At 30.3% G+C, this 18,049-nt stretch carries 16 protein-coding genes; 6 read left to right on the top strand and 10 right to left on the bottom strand.

Features of this window, described 5'->3' with window-relative positions; all coding sequences use genetic code 11:
- Position 1: 1 nt before the first annotated feature.
- The 6 genes from H2650_RS05710 to H2650_RS05735 form a co-directional block, all read right to left on the bottom strand.
- Positions 2–1,867, bottom strand: a complete 1,866-nt coding sequence (locus H2650_RS05710; RefSeq protein ID WP_188049794.1) for a DUF3413 domain-containing protein — start codon at positions 1,865–1,867, stop codon at positions 2–4.
- A 7-nt stretch (positions 1,868–1,874) separates the two neighbouring features.
- Positions 1,875–2,513: a NeuD/PglB/VioB family sugar acetyltransferase gene (locus tag H2650_RS05715; RefSeq protein WP_188049795.1), complete on the bottom strand. Its 639-nt coding sequence runs from the start codon at positions 2,511–2,513 to the stop codon at positions 1,875–1,877.
- Positions 2,507–3,598 carry a DegT/DnrJ/EryC1/StrS aminotransferase family protein gene (locus tag H2650_RS05720; protein WP_188049796.1) on the bottom strand — a complete coding sequence of 364 codons (1,092 nt, stop codon included), beginning with the start codon at positions 3,596–3,598 and terminating at the stop codon, positions 2,507–2,509. The genes H2650_RS05715 and H2650_RS05720 overlap by 7 nt, the downstream gene beginning before the upstream one ends.
- Before the next feature lie 95 nt (positions 3,599–3,693).
- Positions 3,694–4,515 carry a glycosyltransferase gene (locus H2650_RS05725; RefSeq protein ID WP_188049797.1) on the bottom strand — a complete coding sequence of 274 codons (822 nt, stop codon included), beginning with the start codon at positions 4,513–4,515 and terminating at the stop codon, positions 3,694–3,696.
- Positions 4,516–4,517: 2 nt separating this feature from the next.
- Positions 4,518–5,492 carry a hypothetical protein gene (locus tag H2650_RS05730; RefSeq protein WP_188049798.1) on the bottom strand — a complete coding sequence of 325 codons (975 nt, stop codon included), beginning with the start codon at positions 5,490–5,492 and terminating at the stop codon, positions 4,518–4,520.
- A gap of 3 nt (positions 5,493–5,495) precedes the next feature.
- Positions 5,496–6,440, bottom strand: a complete 945-nt coding sequence (locus tag H2650_RS05735) for a hypothetical protein (protein WP_188049799.1) — start codon at positions 6,438–6,440, stop codon at positions 5,496–5,498.
- A gap of 87 nt (positions 6,441–6,527) precedes the next feature.
- Between H2650_RS05735 and H2650_RS05740 the strand changes: the two genes are divergently transcribed.
- Positions 6,528–7,289, top strand: a complete 762-nt coding sequence (locus H2650_RS05740; protein WP_188049800.1) for a lipopolysaccharide kinase InaA family protein — start codon at positions 6,528–6,530, stop codon at positions 7,287–7,289.
- A gap of 133 nt (positions 7,290–7,422) precedes the next feature.
- Here H2650_RS05740 and H2650_RS05745 read toward each other — a convergent pair whose 3' ends face one another.
- The 3 genes from H2650_RS05745 to H2650_RS05755 are packed head-to-tail and all read right to left on the bottom strand — an operon-like array spanning position 7,423 to position 11,216.
- A complete protein-coding gene (locus tag H2650_RS05745; RefSeq protein WP_255462802.1) occupies positions 7,423–8,493 on the bottom strand; it encodes a glycosyltransferase family 9 protein in 1,071 nt (356 codons plus the stop codon).
- A gap of 4 nt (positions 8,494–8,497) precedes the next feature.
- Positions 8,498–10,369, bottom strand: coding sequence for an LTA synthase family protein (locus tag H2650_RS05750; RefSeq protein ID WP_188049801.1), 1,872 nt, complete (start codon positions 10,367–10,369; stop codon positions 8,498–8,500).
- A 31-nt stretch (positions 10,370–10,400) separates the two neighbouring features.
- Positions 10,401–11,216: a 2,3,4,5-tetrahydropyridine-2,6-dicarboxylate N-succinyltransferase gene (locus H2650_RS05755; protein ID WP_188049802.1), complete on the bottom strand. Its 816-nt coding sequence runs from the start codon at positions 11,214–11,216 to the stop codon at positions 10,401–10,403.
- Between the two features lie 196 nt (positions 11,217–11,412).
- Here H2650_RS05755 and ruvX point away from each other — a divergent pair, with 196 nt between their 5' ends.
- Positions 11,413–11,829 carry a Holliday junction resolvase RuvX gene (gene ruvX, locus H2650_RS05760; protein ID WP_188049803.1) on the top strand — a complete coding sequence of 139 codons (417 nt, stop codon included), beginning with the start codon at positions 11,413–11,415 and terminating at the stop codon, positions 11,827–11,829.
- A gap of 116 nt (positions 11,830–11,945) precedes the next feature.
- The gene (locus tag H2650_RS05765) at positions 11,946–13,445 is read left to right on the top strand and encodes a malate:quinone oxidoreductase (RefSeq protein WP_188049804.1); all 1,500 of its coding nucleotides are present in this window, start codon (positions 11,946–11,948) and stop codon (positions 13,443–13,445) included.
- A 71-nt stretch (positions 13,446–13,516) separates the two neighbouring features.
- Here the strand turns inward: H2650_RS05765 and H2650_RS05770 are convergent, their stop codons facing one another.
- Positions 13,517–15,736, bottom strand: coding sequence for an FUSC family membrane protein (locus H2650_RS05770; protein WP_188049805.1), 2,220 nt, complete (start codon positions 15,734–15,736; stop codon positions 13,517–13,519).
- A gap of 192 nt (positions 15,737–15,928) precedes the next feature.
- Between H2650_RS05770 and def the strand changes: the two genes are divergently transcribed.
- The 3 genes from def to mazG all read left to right on the top strand — a co-directional run bounded on the left by def (position 15,929) and on the right by mazG (position 17,953).
- Entirely contained in the window at positions 15,929–16,516 is a 588-nt protein-coding gene (gene def / locus H2650_RS05775; protein ID WP_188049806.1) for a peptide deformylase, read from the top strand.
- 85 nt (positions 16,517–16,601) lie between these two features.
- Positions 16,602–17,090 (top strand): DUF5606 domain-containing protein, encoded by a 489-nt coding sequence (locus tag H2650_RS05780; protein WP_188049807.1) that lies wholly within the window; start codon positions 16,602–16,604, stop codon positions 17,088–17,090.
- 80 nt (positions 17,091–17,170) lie between these two features.
- A complete protein-coding gene (gene mazG / locus H2650_RS05785) occupies positions 17,171–17,953 on the top strand; it encodes a nucleoside triphosphate pyrophosphohydrolase (protein ID WP_188049808.1) in 783 nt (260 codons plus the stop codon).
- Positions 17,954–18,049 lie beyond the last annotated feature (96 nt).

Here is an 18,049-nt window from a genome sequence, read left to right on the forward strand (position 1 = left end):
TTTATTTGTTTTTTATATAAAATTTATTTGTTTCCTTAAAAGCATTTTCAATAACGTCGTAATTAATATCTTTGCTTAAGGTGTTCAGTTTTTGGTCTGTAATTTCAAATAAGCCAGAAGCATAAATGTTTGTAATTTGGTTTTGCTCAATTACAGAATACTTTTGATTGTATCCGCATACAAACCAATCTCTTTTTTTGTTTTCGTATATATCTCTTCCTGCACTGTATTCTGCAGCTTTATTGGTTGTTCCTAAATAATGCTTCATTAGGGTAGGAACAATATCATAATGCAAAGTTAAGTAATCATATTGTTTTGGACTTTTAGAAGCATCATAAATTAACATAGGTACTTGAATCTGAAATTTAGAAAAATTTCCTCCGTGTTGCCAATACCCTTTTTTATTGTCATTAAATTCCTGACCGTGATCTCCGGTAATGACTATTATAGTATTTTGTAATTTATTATTTTCCTTAAGATGTGAAATTACTTTTCCTATTTCATTATCAATAAAATGAAGCGCATTTTTGTATCTGTTTATTAGTGGTTTTGCATCGTAGTTGTCACTCAAAGCTAAAAAATCAACTTCTTTACAAGCCGGTTTAAAAGGAATCGCATAGGAATCTGGATAATCAAATCCGTGGGCTGCATCATAAAAGACAAAACTAAAGCTAGGATTTTTTGTATTTCTTTTTTTGTAATATTCCAACCAATCTTTGGTTACATCTTGATCTCTCTCATCAGGAGAATCACCATCAGAGAATAAACGAATATTTTTTATTCTGGAAAATACATTCCTATCAAAAGGTGGATTTTCTAGAGTAGCACTACTAAAAATACCAATTTGATAGTTTTGCTTTTGTAACTCATCTATAAAAACAGGTGATTTTTCAACTCCTGTAAACGAGTCGAAATAGGTAGCAGGTATTCCATAAAACAACGAAAAGATTCCTCCTGTTGTCATGTTCGATCCACTATTGTGATTTTGAAATACTTGTGATTTCTCAGAAAACTGTGCGATGTTAGGAGTTATTTCTTTTGAAATGCAATCAAAACGCCATGAATCTATTACGATAAATACAATATCTTTTTTATTTTCTAACGGTATCGAACTAATTGGTTCTAATGGATATTGGATGGAGTTTTGAGTCTGATTTTTACTAATTTCTTTATTTCGCATAATCAATGCTTCATCTACAAGTCCTAGTTTTGTCATTAAACCTTCAGCTGTTAAAGGAAAAAAAGCAGGATAAATATTTTTATATTGTAAAACTGGCCTGTAAAAATTGACATCAGCCCAAGCAAATATCGAATGACTATAAAGCAAGCATATGACAATAAACGCAAGTGTTTTTCTAATGTGAAATTGATTTGTTTTATCAATTATTCTTTTTGCAATCCAGAAAAATAAGAGCTGCATTAGAACTAAACCAACAACAAATAAAATTGAAGTAATGACATTTGAAGTAGAAAATTGGAAGATGTCGCTGGCTCTTTTTCCAAATAACAAACTAAATACGATAGGCGATAAATGGTATCTAAATTGATTGAAAATATTAGCATCCACTTTAAGAATGAGCAACACTAAGAGCATCAATATTATAAATATTATGCTACTCAATCGTGTAGATTTTGTAATAAAATAAATCACTATGCTCAATAATAGTGGAATAGCTGTCAGTAAAAAGAAGTGACTTATTGTTGTTGCTAAAAAATAAATTTTTGCTTTTATTTCATTCCCACTTTCTATATAACTTAAATAGGGAAGAGCGATCAACAACACTAAAAAAAAATTGAATAAAGATTGTATATAAAGTTGTTTTAAAAATCCCTTGTTTATGGATTTTACTTCAGTATTTTGAAACATATTCTATTTATTGATTGAAATATTTTTTGATTATTGCTGGTACTCCAGCTACCATACAATTATCGGGAACATCTTTTGTAACCACAGCTCCTGCGGCTACAATTACATTTGTGCCAATTGTGATGTTGGGTAATACAGTAACATTGGTTCCAATGGTAGAATAATCTCCAATTTTGCAATTTCCAGATATATTTGAACCCGGTGATATTTCGACAAATTTGCCAATTTTTGTATCGTGACCTATGGTACAATTCAAATTTATTAATACTCCTGTTTCAATATGTACGTCGTTAGTTATTACTACACCACACATAATGTTGCTGCCAGTTTCTATTATTGTATTGTAGTGTCCAATTTTTGCATTTGTACTAATTACCGAAGAGTAAATTCCATCAATTGCAGTAAACTTATCAAAAAGTTGCTTTCTCAAAATAGGATTTCCTATTCCAATAGTAAATAATTTCGATTTGTTTTTAAAGTATTCCGAAGCAGTTTCTAAATCGGTAATAATTTCAAATTTATTATAAAGTGTTTTTGCTGTCAGTACGTTAACATCATCATAAAATGAAATATGTTGTAATTGATCGTTAATGTGTAAAACTTCAAGAACTTCTTTTGTAAAACCTTTTGCGCCAACTATTAACATGTTAAAGGATTTATTAAATTAACTATTACTAACACTTCTTCATCGGTTAAGTCTTTATATAAGGGTAAACATAAAACTCTGGAAGCAACTGATTCAGAAATGGGCATATTGGCACCATGTACATAATTTACTTTATTCAAAGAAGGATAAAAATACCTTCTTGGGTAAATTTTATTATCGTTGAGCGTTTTTAAGACGGTTAGAAGCATTTCTTCCGATTCGAAAATTACAGGATAATAACTATAATTCCATTCTGTATTTTCTCTAATTTTAATTTTAGATATTCTTTCGAATTTTAGATTTTTAGTGTAAAAATCTACCACACGTTTTCTGTTTTCAAATATGGAGTCAAAGTGATTCAAAACGGTTAATCCCATAGCAGATTGTAATTCTGATATTTTAGCATTAATACCCAAACCATGAAAATCTTCAGGACCACTGTGTCCAAAATTATGAGAGTAAAATATTTTTTCATACAGTTTTTGATCCTTACAAAAAATAGCACCACCTTCTCCGGTGTGAAATATTTTGGTAGCGTGAAAACTGCAAGTGCTTACAGTACCATAATTAAATATGGATTGTCCTTTGTAATTGACACCAAAACAATGCGCAGCGTCATAAATTACATATAAATTGTGTTTTTTAGCAATTTCTTCAATCCGTTCTACATGACAAGGATTCCCAAAAACATGTGTTGCTAAAATTGCTGTTGTTTTATCGGTAATAGCAGCTTCAATTTTTAATTCATCAATCGTAAGATAATCGGGATCAATATCTACAAAAACAGGAGTGCAATTTTCCCATATTATAGCAGATGTAGTAGCTATGTAAGAGAAAGGTGTTGTTATTATTTCTCCGTAGTTTCCTAAAATTTTTAGCGCAATTTGCAGCGGTATCGTTCCGTTGTTGGTAATAAGAATAGTATCAACAGCTAATTTCTCTTTTAATTTTTTTTCTAATTCTAAAGTTAGTTCACCTCTATTAGTAAGCCATTCATTTTTCCAAATCCGTTCTAAATAATGATTGTACTCTTTGAGCGGAGGAAAAAAAGATTTGGTAACATATATGGGATGAGATAAAGACATATTTTTTTTGTAAAATTCGATTAAATTATTTTATAAATACTTGATTTATAAAGTTTTTAATAACAAGATGTTTTCTTTTTAGTATAATTCTAAATTTATTTTTTGGGATCAAAAAAACGTTTTATTTTTTTTATCTTTTTATCCCAAAAACCAGCATGTTTCATTGCAATTTTATCAATTTGAAGATCTATAATTTTCTGAATTTGTCCTTCAAAATTTATTTTTATTGAATTCAAAAAAGTAATTAGTATTTGATCTTGCTCTGCATTACTTTTAGAAGACCAATAAGAGGTTCCGTGAATGCGGTAAACCGCCATTACTTCGTCAATATATTTGATCTTTCCGTATTGCGCATTCAATAAATGTAAAAAATAATCACCTATTGGAGCATTTTTAAAATAATCAGGAAATTCAGGAAATAATCGATTTCTATAAACAACACTTGGTGTATGAATTACATTTTTTAAGGCTAATTCTTCAATTCCGAATACAGATGGAATCCTTTTTTTGAGATTGTCTTCTTTAAGAGTGTTGTTAATTTCAAGATTTACGTTGTGAAAACAAATACTAAATTCATTATTTTGTTCTAAAAAATCTACTTGTTTTTGAAGTTTAGAAGCATCTGTCCAATAATCATCACCTTCGCACAAAGCAATATATTTTCCATTCGCAGCATTTAAGGCGAACATAAAATTTGGCATCATTCCTAAATTCACCTTCTGATCATAATACGTAATTTTACATCTTGTATTTTCATTTTTTATAGAACGAATAAGACTGTCAGAATTGTCCGTAGAACAATCATTGGATATTATAAATTCGAAATCAAAGTTAGTTTCTTGTTTTAAAACGCCTTGGATTGCCTCTTCAATATATTTTGAATGGTTGTAAACAATCATTATTACACTTAGCATCATCTTTAAGAATTGTTTTTAGTGAAAAGACCTCTAATATCATCTAACATTCTTTGTTTTTCCGATAAAACAAATGCTCTAAATGATGTAAAATCATTTTTAACAGAATCGTAATTAGTCATTATGTGACGTATTTTTTCTATTACAATTTCTGGAGTAATTTCATTTTCATGTAATTTATAAATTTCTGGAATGCCTAAATCTTCTTTAAAACCAGAAGTTCCTTCCCTTCCTGTTAATAGACAACAACCTGAAATTAGAGCTTCACGCGGAATTTTATCTCTTCCAGGAAAATACCCAAAATCCACATGCAATTTAGCTTTTCTCAATAAATCACGCATCTCTATTCTAGTCATTCCAGATAGCGGTACCCATTGGTATTGGGGCAAAAGATTTATAATTGGTTCAATTTTATCAAATCCTTTTTTAGGATTGTAAGTAATAATATCTTTTTTATCAAAATCCTCTATTTCAGGTAAATTTTCAAAAAATACATCAGCAACATAATCACATAAATACTGTGCCGGATTACATAATTCTTTTGTATCTAAATACTCTTTTGTACGTTGTGATTGATACCAATGTGTGATCGTTTTGTTTTTCTCAAAGCGATATTCGGTATGTTTGTAAGGTACAAATATTTTTCTTAAAAAATTCTTCTTTGCTTCTCTACTATTCATTGCCATTTCATAGAAAGTAAGACTCAACCACCAAACTTTCTTCTCAGCCAATGGAAATCTTGCCATCCAGTTGGTCATAGATTCAGGAATGATCATTACATTATCGGCACTATCTTTTACCTTATAGGTATATGGAATTTGATAGTCTTTATAAAAAGGATGTACAGGATTTGATTTTCGTTTAGAATAGAGCATCGTAACATTATAATCATCTTTTTTTAATAAATGACCTAATTGATGCAAAGCTTCTGGACCTCCTGTTGCTTTGTTTGGAGGACATAATATATATATACTTTTCATGTTTTAAATAAATTCATTAAACCATCCGGACAGTTTATACTTTTCTATTATTTCTTGTGGAATTTCTACAAAAGGTTTTTCAAAAAAGTCAGAAGTTATGATTGGATTTTTTGGATCAATTATTAAAATATTATTCTCGTTATAAAAATCGTAGTTGCGAATAGAGCCGTTGGTTGTTATTAGTTTTTTGTGCCATCCCAAACTTTCGAAAACTCTAAAGGATAATCCCGACTGATTTATTCTTTGTAAATCTAATAAGCAACTTACCTTTTTAATCTGATTATTAACTTCTTCAAGCGGAATTGTTTCTTGAACAGAGGTAATTAAAGTGTTATTTTTAAGTTTTCTTTTTTTATCAAAAATAATGATTTTATAAGGAATGTTTATTTTCCTCAATTCAGTGGCAATTTTTGTGATAAGGTCTAAACTTCTTCCATAAGAGGATATATTAAAAACCGATTTTGTAATTTCAGTTTCTTTTTTCTCTTGAAAGTTATAAATAAAGTTTGTTTTATGCTTTAAATTGTATTTTTCGCAATCTTCTTTTTCAAAAGAATAGACAGTATCAAAACAATCTAAAACGCCAATAATTTTAGGACATCTTTTGATGTTATCATTAAAAAAAGCAGTCGATTTTTTAGTGTATTTTTTTATCTTACTCGCAAACTCTGGAGCAATAAAATCTCCTTTGATAGTAAGTATTAAATCTTGTTTATTCGGATTTTGGTCTAATTCGTTTAAAATCTGTTTGCCATAAAATTTCGTTTTTAAATTTTGCTTAAAAAACGACTTTAAAATAAAATTGTAGGCTTTAAATAAGACATTGGGATATTTATATTTAAATTTACTAAAATCAATATGGTGAACCTCGTGTCCTTCCTCCGATATGTGGTCAACAATCTTTTGGTTAAAACCCCAATTATCAAAGGATATCACTGTAATTTTCATGTTAAATTGAAATATATTTTTGCGAAATTAACTATTAAATTTGATTAGTAAAAGATAATATATACTTTTGAATTAAAATATTTATTTATGCATTCTAAATACCACAAAAATTTTTTAAAATTTGATAATTTAATTGACAATTGCATTAAATATTTTGAAACTTCAGGAGAAAATTTTGTTGTTGGGAATAGAAATAACATCAAACTTTTTAAAGTAGAAGATTTAATTTTAAACATAAAATCTTTTAAAAAGCCCAATTTAATTAATAAAATCGCCTATAAATATTTTAGAAAATCCAAAGCGAAACGCTCTTTTGAATATGCTACTATTTTATTAGAAAAAGGAATAGGAACTCCAAGTCCAATTGCTTATTTCGAGAATTTTGATGCCTTAGGATTAAACGAAAGTTATTATGTTTCCGAACATTTAGATTGTGATTTGACCTACAGAGAATTAGTCGAAACGGATTATCCTGATGCAGAAAATATTTTAAGACAATTTACTCGTTTTTCTTATGATTTACATCAAAATGGAATTGAGTTTATGGATCATTCGCCAGGAAATACCTTAATTAAAAATAATGGAGACGGCAAATATTTCTTTTATTTAGTTGACCTAAATAGAATGAAGTTTCATGAATCAATGTCTTTTGAAATGCGCATGAATAATCTAAGACGTCTTACGCCTCGCAAGGATATGATTGTCATTATGAGTAATGAATATGCAAAAGTATCTGGAGAATCGGAAAAATCTGTTTTTGAAACACTTTGGGCAATGACAAGCGATTTTCAAGAAAAGTTTTCGAGAAAAAAAAGATTGAAAAAACAATTCCAGTTTTGGAAAAAATGATTTTAATTTAAAACTATTTTTTCTGTAGAAATTATTTTACTCACTAATTTGAAGTTTTTTTTAAAATAATGAAATTTTACTTTAGTGTCAAAAAAAAAGTATCATAAATTATTATTTAATGCTCAATTCGTGATTAAGGTAAAAGATGCTGCTTTAAAAAAGGAATCATTTTTTTTATTACAAACTCAGGTTTCAAATTCTCATATAAAGAAATAGCATTCTCTTTTAATTCTTTTTCTGTTTTTTCAGAAAAAAGCGCTGGCAAAATGTCTTTAAGATGAATTGAAGTATGATGAATACCGTCTTCAAATGTTGCCCAAATCTTCTTTTCAATCCAGGGAGAAAAAATAATAAAGGAAGGTTTTCCTAACGCTTTGGCTAGATTTATTGCACCACCGTCGTTTCCTATAATAACATCACATTTACTCATTATAGCTATATATTGTCTTAAGTCAGCTCCTAAAAGATCGAAATAAATGTTTTTTTGAGTTTTTGTAGCGCAGTAATTATATATAATTCTGGCTTCCTCAATTTGGCTAGGAAAATAATTAAATACAATATTTATCTGGAACGAGTCACTTACAGAATCTAGAATAGCAGCCATATACTGCGGCGGATAAGTCTTAAGTTTTTCGCTCCCTAGCAAACTCACCATTACGGTTTTTCGAGATTCATCTATTTTATGTTGCTCAAAAAGAGCAGTAGCGAACTTTATTTCCTCCTGGTCAAGAAATACTTTTGGAAAAGGATCAATAGATATAGTTAAATTCAACGGAGAAAGTAATGATAATCTCCGTTCAATGGCTAAGCCAAAATTGGATGATGGATTTTTTGCCAGCGTAATGTTATAATCGTATAAAAATGTCCTTCCCGTTTTTTGATAAGATATTTTTTGTTTAGCACCAGAGAGCAATGTAATAATCCAGCTTTGTAATTTTGAATAAGCATCAATAACAAGGTCATATTTGTTTTTTCGGATTTGAAAAGCAAATTTGATCAATTCAAAAAAACTATTTTGCGCTTTTTTATCAAAAATAATAAGGTTGCTAATGTTGGGATTTCCTTTTAGAACTGCAACGGTATTGTCGTTTACCAAATAATCAATCTGAGCATTAGGATAGGCTTTTCGTAAATTATTACAGATAATGCTACTTACTAAAACGTCACCAATCATTTTGTGTTGAATTACTAAAATTCTCATCATTGATTTATTTTTTTAATGTAAGTTCATTTTTTATTATACGTTCGTTAAAACTCTGAACATACGCTTTGATAAATCGTTCCATTTCCGCTGCTTTTGCTGGATTGGTTTTTAATAAATTATTTTTTAATAATTCATCATTTTTGAAATTGTAAAGTCCCAATGATTTTTTTCCATCAAAAGCCAAGTAGAAATCTCCTGAAATATAGTGATAGATATTGTCCAAATAATAAACCACAAAATCTTTATCAGATTGATATGATTTTCCAAAAGTAACCATCTTAGCATCGATATTTAGATATTCTAATATGGAAGGCATTACATCTATTTGCTGCAAATTTTTACTGTTTTTTCCAACTAAATTAGGATTGGAAGGATCAAAAAATAAAATAGGGATTCTAAATTTCCCAACATTAGTTTTAAATTTTGCTTGTTTGGGTTCTGAAGAAGTATGATCGGCTACTATTACAAATAAAGTGTTATTATACCAATCTTGTTTGGAAGCAGTTTCAAAAAAGCGCTTTAAAGCAAAATCAGAATAAGCTATACTTTCCTGAATTTTTGTATTTCCTTTTGGGAATTTTCCTTTATATTTTTCTGGAATTATATAAGGATTATGTGATGAAATTGTAAATAAAGTGGTGAAAAATGGTTGTTTGAATTGTGATAATTTTCTAGAAAAATATTGTAAAAACTCCTCGTCAAAAATTCCCCATCTTCCATCAAAAGATTCAGGTCCTTCATATTGATCTTTTCCATAATAAGCATCAAAACCAGCTACTTTACAGTATTGGTCAAAATTTTGGCTTCCATTAAATGCACCATGAAAAAAGGAGGTTTGATAACCGTTATCCTTCATTATTTTTGGCAAACCATATACTTCATTAATGGCATAACTTGAAGTAATCAGCGAATTATTCATCAAACTAGGAACGCTTGATAACGTAGAAGGAACAGCATCTATAGAAAGTTTACCATTGGCAAAACCGTTTTCAAAAAACATTGATTTTTCTATTAAGGAATCTAAAAAAGGTGTTTGTCCGCATTGTAAATTTTCTCTACCAAAGCTTTCTAAGATTAAAATGACAACATTTTTTTTAGTTGGTTTCCCCGAAGTTTTAGTTACTGTAATCGGATTGAATATAGTATTTAATTCTTTTTCGGAATAGAACTTAGGAGATTCTAATGTTTCCTTTTTACCGATTGTTTTTAAGATACAAAAAGGCGTATTCAGTACAATTGCGGACTGATTGATAGAGCCGTAATTAACAGCATCAACGATTTTTAATGGTTTTTTTTGAAAACCACCACGTCCTATTACAAATACAGTGGCTAAGAATAAAAGGAATAATCCACTTTGTTTTAACGATTGAATTTTGCTTGAACTTGTTTCAGTAACCATTTTTAAATTAGGAATTGCTTTCCAAAAAAGTAAGGCCAAAACAATTGCTAATAAAGGCAAATACCAGAATTCAACTAAAAATGAAAAGAGTAATCCACCAATCTCATTTTCCATTCCAGTTGCTGTAATCATTCCAAATGTACTGCGTCTTCCTGTAAATTTATAATATTCGAAATCAACAAAATTGGTTAATATGAAAATTAAGTTTACAGTAAAAAAGGCGATTTTTAATCCCTTTTGATAATTAGGTCTATATTTAAAACTCCCAGGTAACAGGTGCAATACGGCAAAGATCAGATTGATGTAAGCAATTGCCGATAAGTCAAAATGAATGCCGCCTAAAAATCCTTTAAAAGAGATCCTTTCAAAAGCATTGCGATTAAAGAAGTAAAATAAAAACCTACAAATTTGATAAACAAAAAGTACTACTAAAAAACGTTTGAAAAAAAGTTTTACACTTTGAAGATAATTTTGCATTGGTAAATTTGTAGATTTTTATTAGAAATTATTATACTGCAACGTCATATTCGCGCAACGCATTATTTAATGATGTTTTTAAATCAGTAGAAGGTTTACGAGTTCCAATAATTAAGGCACATGGTACTTGAAACTCTCCAGCAGCAAATTTTTTTGTATAACTTCCAGGAATAACTACTGAACGAGCAGGGACAAAACCTTTCATTTCAATAGGTTCTTCACCAGTTACATCAATTATTTTTGTAGATGCTGTAAGGCAAACATTAGCGCCAAGAACTGCCTCTTTACCAACATGAACACCTTCGACAACGATACAACGAGATCCAATAAAAGCGCCATCTTCAATAATAACTGGAGCAGCTTGTAAGGGCTCAAGAACACCACCAATTCCTACACCACCACTTAAGTGTACGTTTTTTCCAATTTGCGCACAACTTCCTACTGTAGCCCAGGTATCTACCATAGTTCCTTCGTCAACATAAGCACCAATATTTACGTAGCTTGGCATTAAAATAACACCGCTAGAGATATAAGCGCCATAACGAGCAACAGCATTTGGTACAACACGAATTCCTTTTTCAGCGTAACCTCTTTTTAGTAACATTTTATCATGGTACTCAAAAATACCAGATTCCCAAGTTTCCATTTTTTGAATAGGAAAATACATTACTACCGCTTTTTTTACCCATTCGTTTACTTGCCATCCTTCAGCAACAGGTTCAGCAACACGCAACTTTCCAGTATCTAGTAGCTCAATAACTGATCTAATTGCATCAGTTGTTTCTTTTTCTTGTAACAAAGCACGGTTTTCCCAAGCTTGTTCTATGATTGTTTGTAATGGATTCATTTTTTTGAAATTTTTGTACAAATATAAATGGATTTTTTAGAAAACTTGATGCTTTTTGCAATAGTAACATATTAAATGTTTTTGTTAGATAAACAGAATTACGTTTGAAGTGAAATCCCTAGTAATGCTTGCACTTGTAGGTAGTTATTAATAAATCTGAAAGCTTTACTTATCTTTGCCAATAAACAAATAGCAAATGGCTAGAATTCTTTCTATAGATTACGGACAAAAACGAACTGGAATCGCGGTTACTGACGAAATGCAGATTATTGCTTCTGGATTAACAACAATTCCTAGTGCTACAGCTATTGCCTTTTTAAAAGAGTATTTTTCTAAAGAAAAAGTTGAGGCTGTGCTTATTGGAGAGCCTAAGCAAATGAACGGTATGCCTTCTGAAAGCGCCTCTATGATTAAAGGATTTGTAACACATTTTACCAATCATTTTCCCGATATGAAAGTGGTTAGAGTAGATGAACGATTTACCTCTAAAATGGCTTTTCAATCGATGATTGATAATGGAATGAAAAAAAAACAACGCCAAAATAAAGCATTGATAGATGAAATTTCGGCTACAATAATGCTTCAAGATTATTTGACTCAAAAAAGATTTTAATAAGTTACTTTATTTTTTTAGGTTCTAAATTTATCCAGCATTTTTTTACTTTTTAACATTAAATTGTTACTTTATTTTTACATATATAAAGTATCTTTGCACTTTAAATTTTTGTTATGTCAGATAAAACCATAAGCACAAATAGTGACGTAGTTCTTATAGGGGCGGGGATTATGAGTGCAACATTAGGATTGATCCTAAAAGAATTACAACCCGATTTAAAAATTGAAATTTACGAGCGATTGGATATTGCGGCTGCTGAAAGTTCAGATGCTTGGAATAATGCTGGTACAGGTCATTCTGCTTTTTGCGAGTTAAATTACACGCCAGAAAACGAAGACAAAAGTATTAGTGCCAAGAAAGCAATCAGTATAGCTGAATCTTTTGAAATTTCGCGACAGTTTTGGGCTTATTTAGTTCAAGAAAATAAAGTTTCATCACCCGAAAATTTTATAAAAAGTATTCCTCACATGAGTTTCGTTTGGGGCGATAAAAATGTCGAATATTTGCAAAAAAGATTTGAAGCTTTAAAGCCGAATCCACTTTTTAAAGATATGGTATTCAGTACGGACTTTTCTCAATTAAAAGAATGGATGCCTTTAGTAATGGAAGGTCGAAAAAATTCTGAGAAAGTAGCTGCTACATCGATGTCTTTGGGTACTGATGTGAATTTTGGAGAATTAACTAGAAATATTTTTGGCTATTTAACTAAATTAGAAGGTGTAACTATTCACTTTCACCATGAAGTTAAAAAGCTGAAACAACTTGAAGATAAGGTTTGGAGAATAAAAATTACTGATTTAGCGACGGGACAAAAACAAAAAGTCTTTTCTAAGTTTGTTTTTATTGGTGCAGGCGGCGGATCTTTACCTTTATTAGAAAAAGCAGATGTTCCTGAAGGAAAAGGGTATGGTGGTTTTCCTGTAAGTGGACAATGGCTAAAATGTATTAATCCTGAAGTAATCGCTAAACATCAAGCAAAAGTTTATGGAAAAGCAAGTGTTGGTGCACCACCAATGTCTGTTCCTCACATTGATTCTCGTATGATAAATGGTGAAAAAGCTTTGTTATTTGGTCCTTTTGCAGGTTTTTCTACTCGATTTTTAAAAAATGGTTCCTACTCCGATTTGCCTTTATCCATAAAGACAGATAATATCATTCCTATGATCGCTGCTGGGATCAAAAACATTCCGCTTACTCGATATTTGATAGAACAAGTTCGACAATCGCCTAAGGATAGAATTGATGCTTTGAAAGAATATGTTCCTACTGCGAAATCTAAAGATTGGGTTTTAGAAAGAGCTGGACAAAGAGTACAAGTAATAAAGAAAGATGAAAAAGAAGGCGGTATCCTTGAGTTTGGTACAGAAGTTATCACTACAGATGATGGCTCTTTATCCGTATTACTAGGGGCTTCGCCTGGCGCTTCTACAGCGGTATCAATAATGATTGATTTGATTGGAAGATGTTTTAAAGACCAATTTCAAACTCCAGAATGGCAAGAAAAGTTAAAAACGATGATTCCCTCTTTTGGACAAAAATTAAACGATAATCCGGAATTACTATTGGAAATTAGAAAAGAAACCGCTTCTGTTTTGAAATTAAAAAATGAGTAGGGTTTAAAAAACATTTAAAAAGGCATTAAAATTAGATCTTACTATATCTAAATTTTAATGCCTTTTTTTATTTAACTAGTTTTTAGAATTTTTATTGTTTTTACAATGTTTTCAGATAAATTATTGAGCCAGACGAGCTGTTCAATAACTAATTGTGCTTCTTGCATTTTTAACTGAAAATCTTCTTCTTCATCATCATTTGGAATTCCTTTTTTCATTTCATTTTCTTGAATTTTCTTTAATTCCATAAAATGCATTGCTAATTCTTCCTGCGGAATATTTTCTGAACTGTCTAAATTATTTTCTTTTAAAATAGAAATGGCGTATTCTAGACTTTTAGAAACTGTATCTATAACGATGTTAAAAGTTTTAGAGGCAGTAGTGGTCTTATGAGACTGTATGTAAGTTCCCATCGATGCTAACGATGATAATAAGGAATGATTTAGTACTGCTAATTTGTAAACTTGCGGTAATTGTTTTTGTTTTGATTTTGGTTCCTGTGACATTCTTTGAAAAGACGCCATTAAATTCCCCACTTCTATAAAGGCATTTTTTCGAGCTAATCGGTAGGCGGTAGAAAGACTTCCTTTTTCGTTATAGAAAATAGCAATTTGTTTAAGGTATTGTTGATTTGCTTTTATCGCTTTTTCTAAATGGTTTGGGATGTTTAAAAATTCCCATGATGGCCATAAAAAGTGATTAGCTAAGAAAGCTAATGCCGCACCTACAAGAGTATCAAGTATTCTATACTGCACCAAGTCGCTAATGTTTGGGGTTAGGATACCATATACAAATACTACATACATAGTCACAAAAGTGGCGCTAACCCTATAATTTATTTGAGTAAAACTAAAACCCAAAAGAATACAAATTATAGCTAGTATGCTGATTACGAAATTTTCTTTGACAATATACAGGATGCCAAATGCAATTAATCCGCCAAGAATTGTACCTATTAATCGTTGAAAAGAGCGTTCTTTTGTTAAACCATAACTTGGTCTTAAAATTACAATTATCGTCAATAAAATCCAATATACATTTTGAAACGGTAAAAATATACCCAAAATAAATCCAAACATTAAGGTAATAGTAAGCCGTAAGGAATGTCTAAAAATAGTAGAGGAGAAGCTTAGGTTTTGGGTCAAAGTACTCAGTGGATAATATTGTGGAGTTAAGAATTTTTCTAAATCCTTGTCAATTCCTTTAAAATCAAGTTTGTTTGAGGTGAGAGAAAAAGCTCTTTCGATAATTTTTATTTTTTCGACTTGTTTTTCTGCATATTGTAGCATCGTAGTTAGCATTAAAACGCCTTCTGAAGCTGCTATTTTTCCTAAATCTTTCTCATAGATTGTGATTGCGTGTTGTAGCGCATTCAGATCCTTCAATAAGTTATATTTAGAAACATATACTTTTCTTTTCTTGACACTTTTTGATAGTTTTTTTAAACTAGCCGCAAGATTATAGGCTAATTTTTGATAGGTAAGTAAGAGTTCAGGCTGATCATCAAACTTTTGATGTAATTTTTCGTGGTCAAATGATGTAGATAAGGATAGTTCAAGAATTTCTACCAAAGATATAAAAACCAGTAACATTTTGCGGTTTTGATTGGACGATCCATTTACGGTAGAGTTGCTGATGATAAATTCTCTTATGTTTTGATGAATAGTATTCAATTCAACCTGAAGGTGTAATTGTTTTTCTATTATCAATTTTTTATCTGTATTTGTATTCCACAAATCACCGCGAAGTTTTAAATATTTAGAAGATAATTTGATACATTCTGCAATTTGTAATTCAATATAGCGGTGGGGTCTGATATAATGAAATACAAGAGAAACTATCAGGTAAAACAAACCACCAGCTAAAATTAGACCAGCATGTTCTATCATTGCCCAACCAGTTGAAATATTTGAGAACGCTAAGGATACGCTAACTAGACCAGAAAACGAAACCATCGTACCTCTTTGCCCATAAACAGAAATCATCGACAACAAGAAAATGAGTAAAGTTAAAAAAGGATAAAAAATCCAAGGGTAAGGATGTACAATATTGATAATCAAATTAATGCTAGCTACTAAAAAAGCAGTAAAAACAATACCTTTCATTTTATGTTTTAAGCTACTAGGAATGTCGCTAGGATAAGTAAAAAAAGCACCAATTGCCATTGCAAAGCCCATTCCGAATTTTCCTAAATAAGTGAATACTATCACAGGAATTACAGCAGCTATTGTTACTTTCATAGCATTTGTAAAATAGGTACTGTCTGTAAATTTTTGAATTTTGTATAACATAGCATCGTGTTATAACAAAGGTAAGATTTGTATGAATTATACAAAGGATTAACCCAATTCTTTTGTCTCAAATTGTTAATATTAGGTAATAATTAATAGATGATTATTCATTGTCTATTTTTTTGCTATTTTTGCAAACTGAATAAAAAGCATATTCGCTTATTTTGTCAGATAATATTTAATACAACACGAATGATTGTACCGATTATAGGATATGGTGATCCAGTTTTAAGAAAAACAGGAGAAATAGTTACACCAGAACATCCAAATTTAAAAGAGATTATAGCTAATATGTACGAGACGATGTACAATGCTTATGGTGTTGGACTTGCAGCACCTCAGATCGGTTTAGCACTTCGTTTATTTGTAATAGACACAACTCCTTTTAGTGATGATGAAGAACTAGATGATGCGGCACAAAAAAAACTTCAAGGCTTTAAGAAAACTTTTATCAATGCAAAAATGATTAAAGAAGAAGGTGTAGAATGGAGTTTTAATGAAGGATGTTTAAGCATTCCTGATGTAAGAGAAGATGTTTATAGAAATCCAACTATTACGATTGAATATTGTGAAGAGGATTTTGTTATGAAAACCGAAGTATTTGATGGTTTAATTGCTAGAGTAATTCAACACGAATACGATCATATCGAAGGAATTTTGTTTACAGATAAAATCTCTACATTAAAAAAACGTTTGATTCAAAAGAAATTAAAAAATATTTTGGAAGGAAAAACATTTCAAGATTACCGAATGAAATTTTTTGGTAAAAAAGGAAGGTAAAAAAAGAGTAAGCTTCTATTGGTACGATTCTTGGTTATAAACAAAAAAATAATAAGTCAAATTCTTAATAATAATTACAAAAAAAATGAATTTAGAAAAAATATTAGCAATTTCTGGGAAACCAGGTTTATATGTATTGCAAGTTCAAACTCGTACTGGGTTTGTAGCAGAATCATTAGTGGATGGAAAAAAAATCACTGTGAATTTGAAAAGTAATGTAAGTTTATTATCTGAAATTTCTATTTACACTTACGAAGGTGAAAAGCCATTATCTGAAATTATGCAAAAAATTGCGGATAAAGAAAATAAAGGACAAGCGATTTCTCATAAAGAGGACAATACAACTTTAACGACTTACTTTAAAGAAATTTTGCCTGATTATGATGAAGAAAGAGTGTATCCATCAGATATTAAAAAAGTTTTGAACTGGTACAACATGCTTCAAGCAAAAGGATTAATTGTTGATACAGTAGTAGTTCCTGCAGTTGCTGAAGAAGCAGTTGCTGAATTAGAGGAAGCTCTAGTTGCAGAGGCTAAAGTTTCGCCAAAGAAACAAAAAGCTACAAAAGAATAATTTTACTTTAAAATGATATTTAATCCTGTTCAGTTCTATTTCTGAACAGGATTTTTTTATTTTTACCAAAAACATTTCTCATGAATTCAAGACAAACTAAATTAGAAGCTTTCGGAAGATTATTAGACATTATGGATGATTTGCGTGCAAAATGTCCGTGGGATAAAAAGCAAACTATGCAAAGCTTACGTCATCTTACCATTGAAGAAACTTACGAATTAGGTGATGCGATTTTAGATAATGATTTAAACGAAGTAAAGAAAGAGTTAGGAGATGTCTTGCTGCATTTGGTTTTTTATTCTAAAATTGGAAGTGAAACAAACGACTTTGATATAGCGGATGTATGTAATGAAATCTGTGAGAAATTAATTCATCGTCATCCGCACATTTACAGCGATGTGGTTGTGAAAGATGAAGAAGAAGTAAAACAAAATTGGGAAAAACTAAAGCTAAAAGAAGGTAAAAAATCAGTTTTAGAAGGTGTTCCTAAAAGTTTACCTGCATTAGTTAAAGCAAGTAGGATTCAAGATAAAGTGAAAGGAGTAGGCTTTGATTGGGAAGAATCACATCAGGTTTGGGATAAAGTGCAAGAAGAATTAGCTGAATTACAAGTTGAGGTTGATGCTGGTGATCAAGATAAAATTGAAGCAGAATTTGGAGATGTTTTATTTTCGATGATTAATTACGCTAGATTTCTTAAAGTAAATCCAGAAGATGCATTAGAGCGCACTAATAAAAAGTTTATAAAAAGATTTCAGTACTTAGAAAGTAAAGCAGACGAACTAGGAAAACCACTAATGGACATGACTTTGGCTGAAATGGATGTTTTTTGGGAAGAAGCAAAGCGACTTCCTAAAAAATAGGAATTGAAAATCTATGATTTTCAAATATTCAAATTTTGGGAAGAAGCAAAGCGACTTCCTAAAAAATAGGAATTGAAAATCTATGATTTTCAAATA

The sequence above is a fragment of the Flavobacterium sp. GP15 genome, assembly GCF_014281985.1.
Classification (GTDB): domain Bacteria; phylum Bacteroidota; class Bacteroidia; order Flavobacteriales; family Flavobacteriaceae; genus Flavobacterium; species Flavobacterium pygoscelis.